Here is a 17,635-nt window from a genome sequence, read left to right as displayed (position 1 = left end):
TTGGATCCCATGCCCTCCGCAGACCCCCGCATCAGCTCCGTCCGGCTCGCCTCGCTGGAGACCCGCTACCCCCGGACCGTGGGCCGCAACGCCCGGCTCGGCAGCCACGGCTCCGGCCCCGACTCCGACGTCGCGGTGCTGGTCACCGAGGACGGCCGGACCGGCTGGGGACTGTTCGAGGGGCGCCCCGGCGACGTGAGCCGGGTCGAGGGCCGCCTGCTCTCCGAGCTGATCGACCCCGCCACCGGCATCCGCGACGACGCGGACCACTGGCTCGACATCGCCCTGCACGACCTCCTCGGCGTGGTGCTCGACGCGCCGGTGCACGCGCTGCTCGGCGGGCACGGCTCGCCCGACGTCGCCGTCTACGACGGCGCCGTCTACTTCGACGACCTCGACCCGGACGACGCGCCGCGCGGCGTGGGCGTGCTGATCGAGGAGTGCCGGGCCGACGCCGCCCTGGGCTTCCGCGACTTCAAGCTCAAGATCGGCCGCGGCAACAAGTGGCTGCCGCGGGCGGCCGGCGACGCCCGCGACATCGAGGTGACCCGCGCCGTCCGGGACGCGTTCCCCGACGCCCGCATCCTGGTGGACGCCAACGACGGCTACGACCGCGACGGGTTCATCACCTACCTGGAGGCCGTCGCCGACGTCGGCCTGTACTGGGTCGAGGAGCCGTTCCTCGACGACGCCGACGACCTCAAGGCGCTCCGCTCCTGGCTCGACGCGCACTCGCCGGACACCCGGATCGCCGAGGGCGAGACCTCGCCCGACGTCGCCGCGCTGCGGCCGGTCGCCGCCGCCGGGTCGATCGACGTGCTGCTCATGGACGTCATGTCGTACGGCCTCACCGCCTGGCGCCGCCTGATGCCCGAGCTCGTGGCGGACGGCGTGCACGGCTCCCCGCACGCCTGGGGCCGGCCGCTGAAGACCCGGTACGCCGCGCACCTGGCCGCCGGGCTCGGCAACATCGAGATCGTCGAGGGCGTGCCCGGCACCGTGGCCGGCGTCGACCCGGGCCTGCTCGGCCCGGTCGACGGCGTGCTGCGGCTGGGCGACGCCCCGGGCTTCGGCATCCCGGTGCCCGAGGACGCGCACCTGCGGCCGATCGGCTGACCCGGCGTCTGATCCGGCATCTGGTCCGGCATCGCACACGGGACGAGGGCCGGGGCACCGCTCGCGCGGTGTCCCGGCCCTCGTGCGTCGTCCGGCGGTTCAGCGGGCCGGCGCCGCGACCTCCCGGACGGCGTCCGCGATGGCGCGGAAGTCCTTGTTCAGGATGGCGCCGTGGTTGCTGGCCACCTTGGCGCTGATCCTGATGTTCGGGTTGCTCTCGGTCGTCGCCTGGAGGCTCGCCCGGATCTCCTCCTGCTCGTCGCCCTTGCTGCCGAGCGAGGTGCCCGAGGCCACGACGTACCGCACCGGCACGGTGAGCTCGTCGAGCACGGGGCCCAGGGAGCTCGCGCGGGACAGCCGGCCGAGCTCGATGTTGCTCTCGGCCTGCTGCGCCGCGGACATCCGCGGGGTGATGCCCGTGATCCGTAGCGGGACCGTGAACCAGCTCATCCGGCGGAACAGCTTGCGGATCCGGACCTCCATCGCGTCGTCCAGCCAGTCGTGCGGGAAGGCGCCGTCGACCAGGACCGCACCCAGGGTGCGCTCCGGGTTGCGGTGCGCCCAGTGGGCGGCGACGACCGCCCCGTAGGACCAGCCGACCAGCAGGGCCCGCTCCACGCCGCGCGCCGCGAGGACGGCGTCCACGTCACGGACGGCGGCCTCGAAGGAGTAGTCGGCCGAGGTGCCGGACTTCTTGCCGCGGGCCCGCTCGTCGAAGGTGATGTGCCGCCACCCGCCGCCGAGCTCGGCGAGGGTCTTGCGCCAGTAGCCCTGCGTGGCGAACTGGCCGTTGAGGTAGACGACCGGGATGCCGGTGCCGCCCGTGTCGGTCACGGCCAGCGTCGTGTCGTCGACCGGCACCAGGCCGGACCACGCGGTGCTGGTCGAGGAAGCGCTGTGGTTCGTCATGTTCTCCACCTGTCGGTTCGTGGTGCGGGAAGTGGTGCTGGTCGGTGCGGGGTCGTGCCTGGTCCGGGCCTCGCGGCCCGGACCGGTCGGCTCAGAGGCTGCGAGCCGAGATGTCGCCGTGGGTGGTCGTCGCGCGGATGTCGAGCACGGCGGCGCCGTCGTTCTTGAGGGTGTTGCTGACGCGGCCGAGGGTCGTACCGGCGTCGAGGGTGGCCGAGACGCCGGCGCTCGCGGCGACCGTGATGTCACCGGACTGGGTGCTGAGCACGACCGAGCCGCTCGCGGCCTCGGCGATGCGGATGTCACCGCGGGCGGTGGTGATCTCCGCGGGACCGGTGAGCCGGCCCACCTCGACGTCGCCGTCGATCGCGGTGAGGCGGAGCGTCGCCGCCTCGTCGACCTTGATCTGCTGGTACGCCCCGTCGAAGACGACGTCGCCCAGGCGGCCGACGGCGCGCAGCTCAGCGGCGTCGGACTTGCCCTCGAGACCCGACCCGGCGGGGAGCTGGACGGTGACCTCCACCGAACCCGCGTGGCCGACGAGCTTGTTGTGCGGCTCGGCGGTGCGGATCTGCAGCACGCCGTCGGCGAAGGTGACGGTGGTCTGCTCGGCGGTCTGGACGTCACGGTTCTTGGCGGGGTTGGTGGGCCGGACCTCGACGGTGGTGTCGGCGCGGTCGGCGGCGATGACCTGGACCCGGCCGGCGGGGATCTCGACGACGGCGGAGATCGGGGCGGGGGTGGCGAAGTTCTGCATGGTGATCGGCTCCTGTGCTGGTGGCTTCCCTGTGTTTCTGACATCGCAAACGCTACGTTGCTTTCCAGAACAAGGCAACATACTTGTTGCGTTGGAATCACGTTTATGCAGGTCAGAACCACAAAACTGTTGCAACGGTTGTGAAAGTAAAGCAACGCAACACCGTGTTGCATTGCAATGAGTGGGAGGTGAACGCTATGGTGGGCAGGCAGGTACCGCATCGAGAGAGAACCCGAGGAGACCGTCATGCCGGGAGGCCGACTCACCAGGCAGGAGCGCCAGCAGATCGCGCTGGGCCTCGCCGACGACCTGTCCTACGCCGAGATCGCCCGGCGGCTGGACCGCCCGACCTCCACGGTCACGCGCGAGGTGCTGCGCAACGGCGGCCCTACCGGCTACCGCGCCGAGGTCGCGCACCGCGCCACGGAGCGCCGGGCCCACCGCAGCCGGCAGGCCGCGCCCCGGGACGCCCAGCCTGCCCCGCAGGCCCACGGGCGCGACGCCGCGGCCGTGGCCGACTTCGAGGAGTCGCTCATCGGCGTGCTCATGGCCTCGGGCTTGTCCAAGATGACGGCCCGGGTGCTGACCTGCATCTTCACCACCGACGACGGCAGTGTCACCGCCGCGCACCTGGTCCAGCGCCTCCAGGTCAGCCCGGCGTCGGTCTCCAAGGCCATCACCTTCCTGGAGGGCCAGGGCCTCGTGCGCCGGGAGCGCGCCGAGGGCGGCCGCCGCGAACGGTACGTGGCCGACAACGACGTCTGGTACCAGTCGACGATCGCCAGCGCGCGGGCCAACGACCAGCTCGCCGCGACCGCCCGCGAGGGTGTCGTCGTGCTCGGGGCGGACACCCCCGCCGCGGTGCGGCTCGAGAACATCGCCCGGTTCCTCGACTTCATCAGCGAGAGCATGATCCGCGCCGCGGAGCAGGCGCGCGAGGTGCTGCACACCGGGCCCGCCACGCCGCCGTCCGATGCCGCGACACCCGGCGACGCCGAGGTGGGGGACCGCGACCGCTAGCGCGCTCGGCCGGCTAGTGCAGGGCCAGCTTGAGCCCGATCATCGCGACGCCGAGCAGGCCCGCGACCAGCGTCGCGGCCCAGCGCCTGCTGCCCGTGAGCCCGCCGTCGGTGCTCATGCGCCAGCCCACGAGCAGCAGCAGCGCGAGGTTGACCAGGAGTGCGATGTCGACGGCGACGTCCGGCGGCACCCGCAGCACCGCCTCGATCAGGAGCACGACGACGGGCGCCGTGCACGCCGCGATGAGCGGCAGGCCCTCGCCGAGCACGTGCCGGCGCTCGTCGGGGTGCAGGGGGCGGCGGGCCACGGAGCGGGCCGCGATCAGGTGGGCGTAGGACTCGGCGCACCAGTAGACCAGCAGCGTGCCGCCCAGCAGGACGGCGACCCGGACGAGCCCGAGCTCCGGGGGCGCTGACGCGAGCACGGACCCGGTGATGACCAGCCCGTACAGGTACGCCGCCCGCTCCTTGAGCGACTCGCCCCGCTCGCCGGGCGCGGGGACCGCGGCGGCGTGGCGTGGTCGCGGCTCCTCGTCGCGCACGGCAGCCCTGCCTACTGCCGGGCCATGGCGACCCGGAGCCGCTCTTCGGGGCTGATGTAGTGGTCGTGGTCGTCGGTGCCGACGTCGAGCTGCACCCAGCTGATCCGGCCGGCGAACCGGCTGGAGGCCGGGGTGTAGGCGCCGGACACGCTGGTCCCGGACTCGTAGCCGATGTCGGTGGTCTCGTCGGCCGAGAACACCAGCGGCTGGGTCGCGTCCACCCGGCCGCTCCCCGTCGGGGACCCGTCGTGGAAGAGGGTGACCGCGCCGCCCTTGCCCAGCCCGCCGCCGTCGTACGCGAGCTCGGCGCGCAGCTGGTGCTTGCCGCCGGGCACCGGCTCGTCGGCCGTGACGTCGTACCGGCTGATGCCGAGCACGTTGTACGTGAACGTCAGCCGCCCGTCCACGACGTGCACGCACCAGCCGCCGAACCGGCCGCCCTGCGCGATGAGCACGCCGGAGGCGGTGCCCGCCGGGACGTCGACCTCGGCCGTGACGGAGAACGACCGGTTCTTCACGCTGACGATGCTGTTCTCCGACAGCCGCCCCATGCCGGGGAAGAAGAGCTGCGAGCCGCCGTGGATGAGGGTCGGCCGGCCGGCGAGCTCGGGCACGAGGCGTTCCGCGGTGCGGTCGTCCATGGGCAGCACGTTGTACTTCGTGGCCTCGATGAGCCACAGCCGCTGGAGCCGGGCCAGCACCTCGGGGCGCTCGGCGGCCAGGTCGTGCGCCTGGCTGAAGTCCGTCCGGCCGTCGTACAGCTCCCAGACGTCGTCGTCGAACGCGGGCGGCTCCGCGCCGGTGAGCGCCCACGGGGTGCGGTGCTTGGTCACCGCGCTCCACCCGCGGTCGTAGATCCCGCGGTTGGCGAACATCTCGAAGTACTGCAGGTCGTGCCGCTCCGGCATCCTGGCGTCGTCGAACGTGTAGAGCATCGAGGTGCCCTCGATGGGCGCCTGCAGCACGCCGTTCACGGTGGTCGGCTCGGGCAGTCCGGCGGCCTCCAGGATCGTCGGGGCGACGTCGATGACGTGCGTGAACTGCGAGCGGAGGCCGCCGTGCTCGGCGATGCGGTCCGGCCAGTGCACGATCGTGCCGTTGCGGGTGCCGCCCCAGTGCGAGGCGACCTGCTTGGTCCACTGGTACGGGGTGTCCATGGCCCACGCCCAGCCCACGGCGTAGTGGTTGTACGAGCTGGGGGAGCCGAGCTCGTCCAGCTTGGAGCGCAGGAACTCGGGCGTCTCCAGGGCAGCCATGCCGTTGAAGTTCGCCATCTCGTTGAAGGCGCCGTTGACCGTGCCCTCGGCCGAGGCCCCGTTGTCGCCGATGATGTAGTAGACGATCGTCTCGTCGAGGACGTCCAGGTCCTCCAGGGTGTCGATCAGCCGCCCGACCTGCACGTCCGTGTGCTCCAGAAAGCCCGCGTACGCCTCCATCTGGCGCGCGAGCACGGGCTTGAGCTCGTCCGGCATGTCGGCCCAGGCGGGGATCTCGTCGTGCCGCTCGGTCAGGTCGGCCTCGGGCGGCACCACGCCGAGCTCCTTCTGCCGGGCGAAGGTGCGCTCGCGCTGCACGTCCCACCCGTCGTCGAACCGGCCGCGGTACTTCTCGATCCACTCTCGCGGCACGTGGTGCGGGGCGTGCGTCGCGCCGGGGGCGAGGTACACGAAGAACGGCTTGTCGGGCATCAGTGCCTTCTGCTGCCGCACCCAGGCGCACGCGTGGTCCACCAGGTCCTCGGTCAGGTGGTAGCCCTCGTCGGCCGTCGCCGGGGGCTCGACCGGCGTGGTACCGCTGTACAGGGCGGGCGCCCACTGGTTGTTCTCGCCGCCGATGAACCCGTAGAACGTCTCGAAGCCCCCGCCGCCGGTCGGCCACGCGTCGAACGGGCCCATGGGCGACGACTGCCACACCGGCACCTCGTGGCACTTGCCGAACTGCGCCGTCGAGTAGCCGTTCAGCCGCAGCGTCTCGGCCAGCGGGGCCTTGGTGTTCGGGCGCACGGAGCTGTTCCCGGGGGCCGACGTCGCGGTCTCGGTGATGCTGCCCATGCCCACGGAGTGGTGGTTGCGGCCCGTCAGCAGCGCCTGGCGCGTCGGCGCGCACAGCGCGGTGGTGTGGAAGCGGTTGAACCGCAGGCCGCCCGCAGCGAGCCGTTCCGCCGTCGGCGTCCAGCAGGGGCCGCCGAACGCGCTGGCCGCGCCGAAGCCGACGTCGTCGAGCAGGACGATCAGCACGTTGGGCGCGCCCGGCGGGGGCAGCAGCGGCTCGATCGGCGGGTACGAGGTGGCGGGGTCCTTCGCGTCGTACGTCGTCAGGCCCGACGCCGGCCGGTCCGGGATGGGGAGCATCGTGCGGGCGTGCGTGTCGGGACGCATGGGGGCTCCGCTTCGTCGCGGGGGAGGTCGGGCCCCTCTCACGCTAGGCCGGCGCCACGGCGGCACATCCCACAAAAGAGGTGAGTTGCCCCGGGGCCTCAGCCGGCGTCGAGCGCGTCGAGGACCGACGTGGGCGGCACGAAGAACGTGGTGCCGGTCTGCGGCGTCGAGAAGTCGAGGATCCGGTCGTGCAGGCCGGGCGGGTCGCCGACGAACATGCGCTCCAGCATCCGCTCGATGACCCACAGGTGGCGGGCGTAACCGATGAAGTAGGTGCCGAACTCGCCGTGCCCCGGGCGGCCGAACGGCATGTTGTCGCGCAGGATGTCGTGCTCGCCGTCCTCGTCGGTGATCGTGGCCAGCGTCTTGTGCGCCTTCTGCCCCTCGGCCGCGTCGTCGAGCTCGACTCCGTCGGCCTTGGTGCGGCCGATGATCCGCTCCTGCTGCTCGGTGGTGAGCGCCTGCCAGGCGGCCAGCGAGTGCAGGTACTTCTGCACCACGACGTAGCTGCCCCCGGCGAACTCCGGGTCCTCGTCGCCCACGAGGGTGGCCTCCGGCAGGTCCGGGCCGACCGGGTTGGCCGTGCCGTCCACGAAGCCGAGCAGGTCGCGGGTGTCGAAGTAGCGGAACCCCGAGACCTCGTCGGCGGTCGTGACGGCGGTGCCGAGCGCGGCGAGCAGCAGGCGCTCCAGCTCGAAGCAGAGGTCCTGCCGGTCCGACCAGATGTGGAACAGCAGGTCACCGGGGGTGGAGACGGCGGTGTGCGTCGCGCCGGCGATCTCCCGGAACGGGTGCAGCTCGGCGGGCCGCTCCCGGCCGGTCAGGTCCGTCCAGACGCGGCCGCCGATGCCGACGGTGCACGAGACCGGGTTCGCCAGGTCGCGGAAGCCGACCGTCTTGACCAGCCCGCCCAGGTCGGCGAGCACCTCGCGGACGGTGGCCAGCGCGTCCTCGCCGTCGGCCACGACGAGAGTGAGGAAGACGGCGGACCGGCGCAGCGGGGCGTCCACGCCCTGGGGCGAGACGGGTGCACCGTAGGTCGACGGGGCGGTCCGGCCGCCGTCTGGGCTGCTCACGTTGTCCGGCATGCCGGAAGATTACAACGCGGTGCGCCAGGCCTCGGCCAGTGCCGCGACCGAGGGCCAGCGGGCGGCCCGCTCGGCCTGCGTCGCGCGGGTGGCGACGGCGAGCCGCGCCGCCGAGCCGGCCCAAGCCTCGGGCGACCTCGTCGCGTCGTCGCCCAGGAACGTGTGCGCGAGCGCGCCGAGCGCGAAGACGTTGGTGACCTCGTCCAGCGGCGCGCCGAGCTCGTACTCCTCCGGCGACATGAAGCGCGACGACCCCCACATCCGGCCCATCTCGTTGACCACCGGGGCGCGCTCGTAGAGGTCCAGGTCGCACAGGACCACGCGCCCGGTCGCCGGGTCGATCATCACCGAACCGTCGTACAGGTCGATCGCGACCCAGCCGAGCGCGGCCGCGTGGGCGTGGAAGTCGTACACCTGCCGCATCGCGTCGACCCGGGCGGCCAGGTCCATCGACCGCACCACGTGCGACCGCTCGTACTGCCGGCCGACCGGCGTCGCGTCGGTCCAGTCGAACACCAGGGCGTGCCCGGCCCCGACGTCCACGGCCTCGCGCAGGGTCACGAGCGTGGGGTGGGCGAGCGCCCGGTAGACCTCGGCCGCGCGGCGCGCGCGGGCGGCGGCAGCGTCGACGTCGCCGTCGTACCGCGCCGTGGGCGCACCCGCGTACTTGACGAACACCCGGCCCGCGGGCCCCTCGACGCCGAGGCAGAGGTTGCCGGAGTCCTGCTGGTCGAGCACCGCGAACACCGTGCCCCAGCGCGCAGTGAACGACAGGTCGTGGGGTGCGCGCAGGCGTACGGGCAGGCCGTCGAGCTCGGTCACGATCATCCGGCGGAGGGTAGCTGGCGGGGGCTGGCGCGGGCCCGGGAATTTCGGGGGGCAGCGCCGGAACCTGCCCGCATCCGGCGGTCGAGACCGGCGGTCCCGGCCCCTGGAACTCACCCTCTCCCGCGGAGCGGGGCCCGGTCGGCGGGCGTAGCGTCGGATCCCGGCAGCGCGGAGTTTTCGCCTCAGTGTCGAGCACCTCTCCCGCGCGTGAAGAAGGCGGACGACGGTGGATCGACGGCAAGAGAACTCCTGCCCGGGCGACGGGCCAGCACTGCTCGGGCGAGACGTGGAGCTCGCCCGGCTCGACGAGCTCGTCGGCGCGCTGCGCGCCGGCGAGAGCCGGGTGCTCGTGGTGCGTGGTGAGCCGGGGGTCGGCAAGTCGGCCCTCCTGCACCACGCCGAGCATGCCGCGGCGGGCATCCGGATCCTGCGCACCGCAGGCGTCGAGCCCGAGCTGGACCTCGCGTTCGCCGCGCTGCACCAGCTCTGCGCCCCGCTGCTCGACGGGATCGAGCACCTCCCGTCACCGCAGCGGCACGCGCTGTCCACGGTGTTCGGCCTGCGTGCCGGCCCGCCACCCGACCGCTTCCTGGTCGGGCTCGCCGTGCTCGGCCTCCTCTCGCACGCTTCCGGCGCCGGCCCGGTGCTCTGCGTGGTCGACGACGCGCAGTGGCTCGACCGGGCCTCGGCGCGGGTCCTCTCCTTCGTCGCGCGACGGCTGGGGGCCGAGCCGATCGCCGTGCTCCTCGGCGTGCGGGGTACCGACCCGGACCTGTACGGGCTGCCCGTGCTGGACGTCGCCGGACTCGCTGACGTCGACGCGCACGCCCTGCTGGACACGGTCATCCACGCCCGCCTCGACCGGGACATCCGCGACCGGATCGTCGCCGAGACCCACGGCAACCCACTCGCACTGCTCGAGCTGCCCCGCGGCCTCACCGCCACCCAGATGGCCGGTGGTCTCGGCCTGCTCGACGCCGAGACGCTGCCCGGCCAGATCGAGCAGAGCTTTCGCCACCGCGTCCGGGCGCTGCCCGAGCAGACCCGGCTCGTGCTGCTGGTCGCCGCCGCAGAACCGGTCGGCGACGTCGTCCTGGTCAGCCGAGCCGCCGAACGGCTCGGGGTCCCGCTCGGCACAGCGCTCGCGGGCGGGACCGACGGCCTGGTGACGTTCGACGAGCGCGTCACGTTCCGCCACCCGCTGGTGCGGTCCGCGCTGTACCGGTCGGCGGACCCGGCGCGCCGCCGGGCGGTGCACCTCGCACTGGCGCACGTCACCGACCCTCGGCACGCGCCGGACCGGCGGGCGTGGCACCTCGCGGCCGCCACGGTCGGGCCGGACGAGGCCGTCGCCGTCGAGCTGGAGCGGTCCGCGCTCCGGGCGCAGGCGCGCGGCGGGGTGGCGGCCGGCGCGGCGTTCCTGCAGCGCTCCGCGGCGCTGACCGCAGAACCCGGACCTCGGGCCGACCGGATGCTCGCCGCGGCGGAGGCCAGCCTCGACGCCGGGGAGCTCGACGACGTCCGCAGGTTGCTGAGCGCCGGACGCGCCGGACCGCTCGACGAGCTCCAGAGCGGCCGCGCCGGGGTGCTCAGCGGTCAGGTCGCGTTCGCGTCCGGCGCGGTCCCCGACGGCATCGGCCTGCTGCTCGACGCCGCCGGCCGGCTCGCCGCCGTCGACGCCCGGCTGGCGCGCGAGACCTACCTGACTGCCTGGGGGATGGCTGTCGGCGTCGCCGACCAGGACACGCTGCTGGCGGTCGCCCGGGCCGCCCGGACGCTCCCGCGGGCCGACGACCCCGGTCCGCTGGAGCTCCTGCTCGACGGATTCACGCTGCTCTCCACCCATGGCCGGGCGGCTGCCGCCACGGCCCTGCGCCAGGCCGCTGCGGCCCTGGCCGACCTCCCCGCACGAGACGTGCTGCGCTGGGGCTGGGTGGCCACGGCGGCGAGCTCGGCCATCTGGGACGACGCCGGCCTGCGGGCCCTGTCCGCCCGCCAGGTCCGGGTCGTCCGCGACGCCGGTGCGCTCCGGGAGCTGCCCTACCACCTGTCCACGCTCGGCCACGCGCTCTCGTGGGCCGGCGACTTCGAGGGGGCGGCCGCCGCGATCGCCGAGGGCAACGCCGTCGCCGCCGCGACCGGCACCGTGATGCCGCCCTGTCCCGCACTGCGGCTGCTGTCCCTGCGGGGCCGGGAGGCCGAGGCGGCCGGGCTCCTGGCCGCGACGGTCCAGGGGCCGGCCGCTGCCGGGTTCGGGACGGGGCTGTCGGCAGCGTCCTGGGCGTCGGCGGTGCTCTACAACGGCCTGGCCCGCTATCCCGAGGCGATGCGGGCCACGCAGGCAGTCACCCACCTCTCCGAGCCGTGGATCTCCACCTGGATGCTGCCGGAGGCCGTCGAGGCGGCGAGCCGCGTCGGCGAGCAGAACCTGGCCCGGGCCGCCCTCGACCGGCTCGTCGAGAGCACGGAGCCGTTCGGCACCGACTTCGCCACCGGCATCACCGCCCGGAGCCGGGCGCTCCTGGCCGACGGGCCGGACGCCGACGACCTCTACCGGGAGGCCGTCGTGCGGCTCGGCCGCACCCAGCTGCGCCCCGAGCTCGCCCGGGCCCACCTGCTGTACGGAGAGTGGCTGCGCAGGGAGCGCCGCCGGGTCGAGGCACGCGACGAGCTGCGCACCGCGTACGGGCTGTTCGCGGTGATCGGCATGGAGGCGTTCGCGGAGCGTGCGCGCCGGGAGCTCGTCGCCACGGGCCAGTCGCCCCGCAGGCACGCGGTCGAGGTCGCCTCGGACGACGAGCTGACGGCCCAGGAGCGACAGATCGCGCTGCTGGTGCGCGACGGTCTGTCCAACCCCGAGGTCGGCACCCGGCTCTTCCTCAGCCCGCGCACGATCGAGTGGCACCTGCGCAAGGTCTTCGTCAAGCTACGGATCACCTCGCGCCGTGAGCTCCGGGACGCCCTGCCCCGCGGCGAGCTCGAGTCCGCCGCTGGCTAGGTTCCGGACCGCGGGCTAGGGCCGCGCCGGGTCGGGGTCCGGCAGCGCGCAGGCGTGCAGGCGCGGCCCGGGCGGGGCCGGCTGCGCCGCAGGGCGGTGGCTCGGCACGAACACGGCGGTGAGGACGGCGGCTAGCACGCTCAGCCCTGCCATGACCAGCATCGCGGACCGGTAGTGCGCGGCCAGCGGCTGCGTCAGGTCGGGCGCGTCGCCCGCGGCCAGCAGGGCCGGGACCAGCGCGACCAGGACGACGCCGCCGACGCGGGACGCGGCGTCGTTGATCGCCGACGCCTCACCCAGGTCGCTGTCGTCGACGGCGGCGAGCACTCCTGCCGTGAGCGGCGCCACGGCCAGCCCGAGGCCGAGCCCCCAGAGCAGCGCACCGGGCAGGATCGCCTGTACGTACGGCTGGCCGGGCTCGGCGGCGGACAGCCACGCGAAGCCGGCGGCCACCACCAGGATGCCCGCCGCCATCGGCCAGCGGGTGCCCACCCGCCCGGCCAGCCCGCCCACGAGCGGCGACACGACCAGGAACACCGCCGACTCCGGGATCAGCGCGGCGCCCGCGCCGGCGGCGCTGTAACCGAGCTGCAGCTGGCACTGCAGCACCACCAGGTACCCGGCGGCCGAGAGGGAGCCGTAGAACAGCAGGGTGGCCACGTTGATCGCGTCGAACGCTCGTGAGCGGAACAGCGAGAGCCGGAGCATGGGCACGCGCTGCCGGCGCTCGACCGGCACGAGCGTCGCCAGGCAGGCCAGCCCGAGCAGGCCGGACACCACGACGGGTCCGGACGTCCACCCGGCCTCCGGGCCGGCGGTGAGTGCGTAGACCACCCCGCCCAGGCCGACGACGGCGAGCAGCGCCCCGCCGGCGTCCACGGAGAGCGGCCGGCGGGTCCCGACGCCCGCCGGCACACCGCGCAGCACCCACAGCGCGGCCGCGATCAGCGGGAGGTTGAGCAGGAACACCCACCGCCACGAGGCGTGGTCGACGAGCCATCCACCGCCGTACGGCCCGAGCGTGGTGCCGAGCGTCGAGATGCCGGCCCAGATACCGATGCCCCGGGTCCGGTCCGCGGCGCGCAGCGTGCCGTTGAGCAGCGCGAGACTGCTGGACACGACCATGGCGCCGCCCACGCCCTGGACCAGGCGCGCGGCGATCAGCGCCGGGGCGGTCGGTGCGACGGCGCAGCACAGCGAGGCGACGAGCATCACGACGAGGCCGGTCACCAGGATCCGTCTGCGGCCGAAGTGGTCCGCGAGCGCTCCCGCGACGAGCAGCAGCGCGGCGACGGTGACGAGGTACCCGGTGATCACCCACTGGACCTCGCTGACGCTCGCCCTCAGGTCGCTGCCGATCGCGGGCACGGCCACGTTGATCATGTATGCGTCCAGGAAGCCGACGGTGGACGCCAGGACGGTCGCGGTGATGAGTGCGGCGCCGGTGCGGCTGCGCAGCGGGACCAGCGATCCCGCCGGTGGGGCCGGGTCGGCGGGTTCCGTGGGTTCGGCCGGCCCGCGGGGCCCGGCGGTCATGCCCGCTCCCCGGGGTCGCTGGGGTGTGGTGTCAGCGGCACGGTCTCGACGGTGAGCCAGGCGGCCAGGGGCAGGGACCGGAGGTCGTCGTACAGCTCGTCGACGTCGGCGTGCTGCCACAGGCCGAGGGCCTGGCCGGGGGTGGGCAGCGACCAGAGCCGGACGAGGCGGCCCTGGGCGGCCAGCTCGCGGGTGCGCCGGGCCTCGCCCGCCGTCCGCTCCGCGACGGTGTCCGGGCTCGCCCCGGCGGGGACGTCGAGCGTGAACGTGACCAGGTGCTCGGTGGTGCCGGGTACGGGCGGCACGGTGCCGGCCCCGGGGTCGTTGGGGTGGGCGCCGAGCGGGGTGACCTCGTCGGTGCGCCAGACGCGCAGGGGCATCGAGGTGAGCGTCCGCTCCAGGTCGTCGGCGTCGTCGGCGGTGAACAGCCCGAGAGTGCGCCACTCGCCGGGCGCCAGCGGGGGACGCCACAGCCGCAGCACCCGCCCACGCGCGGCCAGCTCCCGGGTGTGTGCGGCCTCGCGAGCACGGACGTCGTCGACGGCGTCCGGCGTCGTGCCGTCCGGAACCCGGGTGGTCATCGTGACGAGGTATTCCATGCCGTGCCTCCTCGGTCGCCAGCACGTCCAGCATCGGCCCGACGCCGGGCACCTCGCGCCCGTGCCGCTCCCTGGTCCGCGCGGACCAGGGTGACTCCCTGGTGCGCTCGTGCGCCCACCCGGGCGAGTCTCGGGGGGAACGTCACACGCACGAGCAATGGAGCACGTCATGGACATGAAGCTCGAGGTCGTCGTGGTCCCGGTCGCGGACGTCGACCGGGCCAAGGAGTTCTACACGGGGCTGGGCTGGCGGCTGGACGCCGACGTCGCCACCGACGACACGTTCCGGGTGGTGCAGGTGACGCCGCCCGGATCGCCGGCCTCGGTCATCTTCGGCACCTCGGTCACCGCCCAGGAACCGGGCACGGCCCAGGGGCTGCACCTGATCGTCGGCGACATCGAGGCGGCGCGCGACGAGCTCAAGCGGCTCGGCGCCGACCCGAGCGAGGTGTTCCACGACGCGGGCGGCGTGTTCCACCACGCCGGGACCGACGCCCGGGTGTCCGGGCCGGACCCGCAGCGCGGCAGCTACGGCTCGTTCCTGTCGTTCAGCGACCCGGACGGCAACGGCTGGCTGCTGCAGGAGATCACGACGCGGCTCCCCGGGCGGGTGGACCCGTCGGCCACGACGTTCGCCTCGACGGCGGACCTCGCGGCGGCCCTCCGCCGTGCCGCCGCCGCGCACGGCGAGCACGAGGCGCGCATCGGCGCTGAGGACCCGGACTGGCCCGCCTGGTACGCCGACCACATGGTGCGCGAGCAGGCGGGGACCGGCGCGGGTGCGGGCGAAGGAGCGAACGGATGAGCAGCACCTACGACGTCATCGTGATCGGTGGCGGGTCGCCCGGGGAGCACTGCGCCGGGGCGCTGGCCGAGGGCGGGCTGCGCGTCGCGCTCGTCGAGCGGGAGCTGGTGGGCGGTGAGTGCTCCTACTGGGCGTGCATCCCGTCCAAGACGCTGCTCCGCCCGGGCGAGGCGGTGCAGGGCGTGCGGGAGGCGGCCGGCACGGCCCAGGTCGACGTCGAGCGGGCCCTCGCCTGGCGCGACTTCATGGTCTCGGACTACTCCGACGCCGGGCAGGTGCGCTGGCTCGCCAGCCAGGGCATCGACCTGCTGCGGGGCACGGGCCGGCTCGCGGGGCCCGGTGTCGTGGAGGTGGACGGCACCCCCTACACGGCGCGCCACGTGGTCGTGGCCAACGGGGCGTCGCCGGTGATCCCGCCGGTCCCGGGCCTGCGGGAGCTGCCGGGGATCTGGACCAACCGCGAGGCCACCGGCATGAAGGCCGTGCCGCGGCGGATGGTCGTGCTCGGCGGCGGACCCGTCGGCATCGAGATGGCCCAGGCCGTGCGCCGGCTGGGCGGCGAGGTGGTCCTGACCGGGTCCGGCGACCGCGTGCTGCCGCGCGAGCCCGCGCCGCTGGGCGAGGCGCTCGGCGAGGTGCTGCGCCGCGACGGCATCGAGCTGGTGCTCGGGCCGCGCGCCGTCGAGGCCCGGCGGGACGGCCCGGACTACGTGCTGACGCTCGACGACGGCCAGGAGCTGCGCGGCGACAAGCTGCTCGTCGCGACCGGGCGGCGGCCGCGCGTGCAGGACCTCGGGCTGGAGACGGTCGGGGTGCGGGCGGAGGCCCGCGGCATCCCGGTCGACGCGCGCCTGCGAGCCGCTGAGAACCTCTGGGTGGTCGGCGACGCGACGGGCATCTGGATGCTGACGCACGTCGGCAAGTACCAGGGCGACGTCGTCGCGGACAACATCCTCGGCATCCCGCGCGATGCCGACTACACCGCCGTGCCGCGGGTCGTGTTCACCGACCCGCAGGCGGCCGCCGTCGGCGCCACCGAGGCACGGTTCAGCGGTACGGCCCCGATCTCGGAGGTGCCGAAGACGGCCGCGTACACGCGCGAGTACGCGGACGCCAACGGGTTCCTCACGCTGCTCAGCGACGGCGAGGTGCTGACCGGCGCCTACGGCCTGGGGCCCGAGGCGGGGGAGTGGCTGCAGCAGGCGACGGTCGCGATCCGCGCCGGGATCCCCCTGGGGGTGCTGCGCGACACCATCCAGCCGTTCCCTACCTTCTCGGAGATCTACAACGCGGCCCTGAAGAACCTGCTCGCGCAGGTCGCCGCGGACCGGCAGCCGACGGCGGCGTCGGGGTCGGCAGTGGCGTCGGCAGCGGCGTCGGAGGAGTCGTGAGCGACTCCGGCGCGCCGGCCCCGCGCACCCCCGAGCTGGCCGGGCAGACCGTCGTCGTGATCGGCGGCAGCGCGGGCATCGGCCTGGAGACCGCGCGCCGGGCCCGGGCCGAGGGCGCCGACGTCGTCCTGACCGGACGGGACCAGGCCCGCCTGGAGCGGGCCGCGGCGGACGTCGGCGCGCGGGAGACCGCGGCCTTCGACGCGACCGACACCGCCGCTCTCGCGGCGTTCTTCGCAGAGCTGCCCGACCCGGTCGACCACGTCCTGATCACGGCCGGCGGCCCGCACTACGGGCCCCTGCTGGAGATGGGCGCCGAAGAGCTGCGCGACGCGCTCAGTGCCCACATGGTCGTGGGCCTGGAGGTGGCCCGCCACGTCGCCGGCCGGCTGCGGCCGGGCGGCACCCTCCTGCTCATGAGCGGCACCGGGGCGAAGCGCGTCGGCCACGGCCTCGGCATCGCGTCGGCCACCACCGCCGCCATGCCCCCGTTCACGGCGGCGCTTGCGCTGGAGCTCGCGCCGGTGCGGGTCAACCTCATCGCCGCGGGCTTCGTCGACACCCCGCTGTCGGCGACGCTGCTCGGTGACCGGCTGGACGAGCGCCGCGCCGAGCTGCGGGACACCCTGCCGATCGGGCGGGTCGTCGGCCCGCAGGACGTGGCGGCGCTCGCGGTCCACCTCATGACCAACACCGCGCTGACCGGCGCGACCTACGACATCGACGGCGGTCAGCAGTTCGTCTGGTGACCGGTCCTTCCGGCCCGTCGGGTGAGGAGCACGACCATGAGCGCGGAGCAGTTCCACGTCGACGAGGTCTCGCCGTCCTACTGGCGGGTGACCTTCGACAACGGGCCCGTCAACCTGCTGGACCCCGACACCGTCGAGCAGCTCGGGGCGCTGGTCGACCGGATCGAGACGGCGCCCGACCTCACGGTCGTCGTGTTCCGCAGCGAGACGCCCGGCTACTTCATGGCGCACTGGGACTTCCGGTCCGACACCGCCCGGGTCGTGGCGATGCGCCCCGGGCCCACCGGCCTGCACCCGTACCTGGACAACTTCGTGCGGCTCAGCCGCGTGCCGGTGGCGACCGTCTCGGAGATCCGCGGCCGGACCCGCGGTGCGGGCAGCGAGTTCGTGCTGGCCACCGACATCCGGTTCGCGTCCGAGCAGGCGGTGCTCGGCCAGTTCGAGGTCGGCGTCGGCGCCGTCCCGGGTGGCGGGCCGATGGCGCGGCTCGGGCGGCTGGTCGGCCGGGGCCGCGCGCTGGAGATCCTGCTCGGCGGCGAGGACGTCCCGGCCGCGCGGGCCGCCGAGTACGGCTACGTGAACCGCCTCGTGCCCGACGCCGACCTGGAGCAGGTCACCGACGCGTTCGCCCGCCGCATCGCCGCCTTCGACAAGGTGGCGGTGGCGGGCATCAAGCAGCTCGTCGACGTGGCGACCCTGCCCGCCGACGACGAGCTCGCCCGCGGGCTGGCGGCGTACTTCGCCACCGCCGGGCGCCCGGAGCACCGGCCGTTCGTCGGCCGGCTGTTCGAGCACGGCCTCCAGCAGCCCGACGGCGTCGAGACGGACCTGGGCACTGCGATCGGGCGGCTCCGGCAGGACTAGGCGCCGCCCGTCAGGTCGGCAGTTGGCTTCGAGGTCGGCACAGGCCTGTGCCGACC

15 protein-coding genes are annotated in these 17,635 nt (G+C 74.3%); 7 read left to right on the top strand and 8 right to left on the bottom strand.

The window, feature by feature from the left end; all coding sequences use genetic code 11:
• Positions 1-9 precede the first annotated feature (9 nt).
• Positions 10-1,116, top strand: coding sequence for an enolase C-terminal domain-like protein (locus tag ACFU5G_RS09270; RefSeq protein WP_377242941.1), 1,107 nt, complete (start codon positions 10-12; stop codon positions 1,114-1,116).
• Between the two features lie 99 nt (positions 1,117-1,215).
• Here the strand turns inward: ACFU5G_RS09270 and ACFU5G_RS09265 are convergent, their stop codons facing one another.
• Together ACFU5G_RS09265 and ACFU5G_RS09260 are read right to left on the bottom strand one after the other, a co-directional pair.
• Entirely contained in the window at positions 1,216-2,025 is an 810-nt protein-coding gene (locus ACFU5G_RS09265) for an alpha/beta fold hydrolase (RefSeq protein ID WP_377242939.1), read from the bottom strand.
• A gap of 91 nt (positions 2,026-2,116) precedes the next feature.
• Positions 2,117-2,782, bottom strand: coding sequence for a DUF4097 family beta strand repeat-containing protein (locus tag ACFU5G_RS09260; protein ID WP_377242937.1), 666 nt, complete (start codon positions 2,780-2,782; stop codon positions 2,117-2,119).
• A 246-nt stretch (positions 2,783-3,028) separates the two neighbouring features.
• On the opposite strand from ACFU5G_RS09260, the gene ACFU5G_RS09255 reads away from it, so the two are divergent.
• Entirely contained in the window at positions 3,029-3,802 is a 774-nt protein-coding gene (locus ACFU5G_RS09255) for a helix-turn-helix domain-containing protein (protein WP_377242935.1), read from the top strand.
• A 13-nt stretch (positions 3,803-3,815) separates the two neighbouring features.
• Here the strand turns inward: ACFU5G_RS09255 and ACFU5G_RS09250 are convergent, their stop codons facing one another.
• The 4 genes from ACFU5G_RS09250 to ACFU5G_RS09235 form a co-directional block, all read right to left on the bottom strand.
• Positions 3,816-4,343 carry a hypothetical protein gene (locus ACFU5G_RS09250; RefSeq protein ID WP_377242933.1) on the bottom strand — a complete coding sequence of 176 codons (528 nt, stop codon included), beginning with the start codon at positions 4,341-4,343 and terminating at the stop codon, positions 3,816-3,818.
• Positions 4,344-4,354: 11 nt separating this feature from the next.
• Entirely contained in the window at positions 4,355-6,721 is a 2,367-nt protein-coding gene (locus ACFU5G_RS09245; RefSeq protein WP_377242931.1) for an arylsulfatase, read from the bottom strand.
• A 98-nt stretch (positions 6,722-6,819) separates the two neighbouring features.
• On the bottom strand, positions 6,820-7,809 hold the full coding sequence (locus ACFU5G_RS09240) for a Dyp-type peroxidase (protein ID WP_377242929.1): 990 nt from the start codon (positions 7,807-7,809) through the stop codon (positions 6,820-6,822).
• Between the two features lie 9 nt (positions 7,810-7,818).
• Positions 7,819-8,637, bottom strand: coding sequence for a hypothetical protein (locus ACFU5G_RS09235; protein ID WP_377242927.1), 819 nt, complete (start codon positions 8,635-8,637; stop codon positions 7,819-7,821).
• A 226-nt stretch (positions 8,638-8,863) separates the two neighbouring features.
• On the opposite strand from ACFU5G_RS09235, the gene ACFU5G_RS09230 reads away from it, so the two are divergent.
• Positions 8,864-11,635, top strand: a complete 2,772-nt coding sequence (locus ACFU5G_RS09230; protein ID WP_377242925.1) for an ATP-binding protein — start codon at positions 8,864-8,866, stop codon at positions 11,633-11,635.
• Positions 11,636-11,650: 15 nt separating this feature from the next.
• Here the strand turns inward: ACFU5G_RS09230 and ACFU5G_RS09225 are convergent, their stop codons facing one another.
• Both ACFU5G_RS09225 and ACFU5G_RS09220 read right to left on the bottom strand, forming a co-directional pair.
• Entirely contained in the window at positions 11,651-13,171 is a 1,521-nt protein-coding gene (locus tag ACFU5G_RS09225; protein ID WP_377242923.1) for an MFS transporter, read from the bottom strand.
• Complete coding sequence (locus ACFU5G_RS09220) at positions 13,168-13,770, bottom strand: muconolactone Delta-isomerase family protein (protein WP_377242921.1); 603 nt, start codon at positions 13,768-13,770, stop codon at positions 13,168-13,170. Before ACFU5G_RS09220 ends, ACFU5G_RS09225 begins: the two co-directional genes overlap by 4 nt.
• Positions 13,771-13,939: 169 nt before the next feature.
• On the opposite strand from ACFU5G_RS09220, the gene ACFU5G_RS09215 reads away from it, so the two are divergent.
• The 4 genes from ACFU5G_RS09215 to ACFU5G_RS09200 are packed head-to-tail and all read left to right on the top strand — an operon-like array spanning position 13,940 to position 17,579.
• On the top strand, positions 13,940-14,575 hold the full coding sequence (locus ACFU5G_RS09215) for a VOC family protein (RefSeq protein WP_377242919.1): 636 nt from the start codon (positions 13,940-13,942) through the stop codon (positions 14,573-14,575).
• Complete coding sequence (locus ACFU5G_RS09210) at positions 14,572-15,966, top strand: dihydrolipoyl dehydrogenase family protein (RefSeq protein ID WP_377242917.1); 1,395 nt, start codon at positions 14,572-14,574, stop codon at positions 15,964-15,966. Before ACFU5G_RS09215 ends, ACFU5G_RS09210 begins: the two co-directional genes overlap by 4 nt.
• Positions 15,963-16,715, top strand: a complete 753-nt coding sequence (locus ACFU5G_RS09205) for an SDR family oxidoreductase (protein ID WP_377242915.1) — start codon at positions 15,963-15,965, stop codon at positions 16,713-16,715. The genes ACFU5G_RS09210 and ACFU5G_RS09205 overlap by 4 nt, the downstream gene beginning before the upstream one ends.
• 36 nt (positions 16,716-16,751) lie before the next feature.
• The gene (locus ACFU5G_RS09200) at positions 16,752-17,579 is read left to right on the top strand and encodes an enoyl-CoA hydratase/isomerase family protein (protein WP_377242913.1); all 828 of its coding nucleotides are present in this window, start codon (positions 16,752-16,754) and stop codon (positions 17,577-17,579) included.
• Positions 17,580-17,635 lie beyond the last annotated feature (56 nt).

The sequence above is a fragment of the Promicromonospora sp. NPDC057488 genome, from assembly GCF_042802395.1.
Classification (GTDB): Bacteria; Actinomycetota; Actinomycetes; order Actinomycetales; family Cellulomonadaceae; genus Promicromonospora.
The sequence above is the reverse complement of the archived record's forward strand: the minus strand, read 5'-3'. Positions and strand labels throughout refer to the sequence as shown.

Bases quoted from the DNA above. Each gene is read 5' to 3' on its own strand.
- ACFU5G_RS09270 (WP_377242941.1), top strand. From the start codon at position 10: ATGCCCTCCGCAGACCCCCGCATCAGCTCCGTCCGGCTCGCCTCGCTG.
- ACFU5G_RS09265 (WP_377242939.1), bottom strand. From the start codon at position 2,025: ATGACGAACCACAGCGCTTCCTCGACCAGCACCGCGTGGTCCGGCCTG.
- ACFU5G_RS09260 (WP_377242937.1), bottom strand. From the start codon at position 2,782: ATGCAGAACTTCGCCACCCCCGCCCCGATCTCCGCCGTCGTCGAGATC.
- ACFU5G_RS09255 (WP_377242935.1), top strand. From the start codon at position 3,029: ATGCCGGGAGGCCGACTCACCAGGCAGGAGCGCCAGCAGATCGCGCTG.
- ACFU5G_RS09245 (WP_377242931.1), bottom strand. From the start codon at position 6,721: ATGCGTCCCGACACGCACGCCCGCACGATGCTCCCCATCCCGGACCGG.
- ACFU5G_RS09240 (WP_377242929.1), bottom strand. From the start codon at position 7,809: ATGCCGGACAACGTGAGCAGCCCAGACGGCGGCCGGACCGCCCCGTCG.
- ACFU5G_RS09235 (WP_377242927.1), bottom strand. From the start codon at position 8,637: ATGATCGTGACCGAGCTCGACGGCCTGCCCGTACGCCTGCGCGCACCC.
- ACFU5G_RS09225 (WP_377242923.1), bottom strand. From the start codon at position 13,171: ATGACCGCCGGGCCCCGCGGGCCGGCCGAACCCACGGAACCCGCCGAC.
- ACFU5G_RS09220 (WP_377242921.1), bottom strand. From the start codon at position 13,770: ATGGAATACCTCGTCACGATGACCACCCGGGTTCCGGACGGCACGACG.
- ACFU5G_RS09215 (WP_377242919.1), top strand. From the start codon at position 13,940: ATGGACATGAAGCTCGAGGTCGTCGTGGTCCCGGTCGCGGACGTCGAC.
- ACFU5G_RS09210 (WP_377242917.1), top strand. From the start codon at position 14,572: ATGAGCAGCACCTACGACGTCATCGTGATCGGTGGCGGGTCGCCCGGG.
- ACFU5G_RS09200 (WP_377242913.1), top strand. From the start codon at position 16,752: ATGAGCGCGGAGCAGTTCCACGTCGACGAGGTCTCGCCGTCCTACTGG.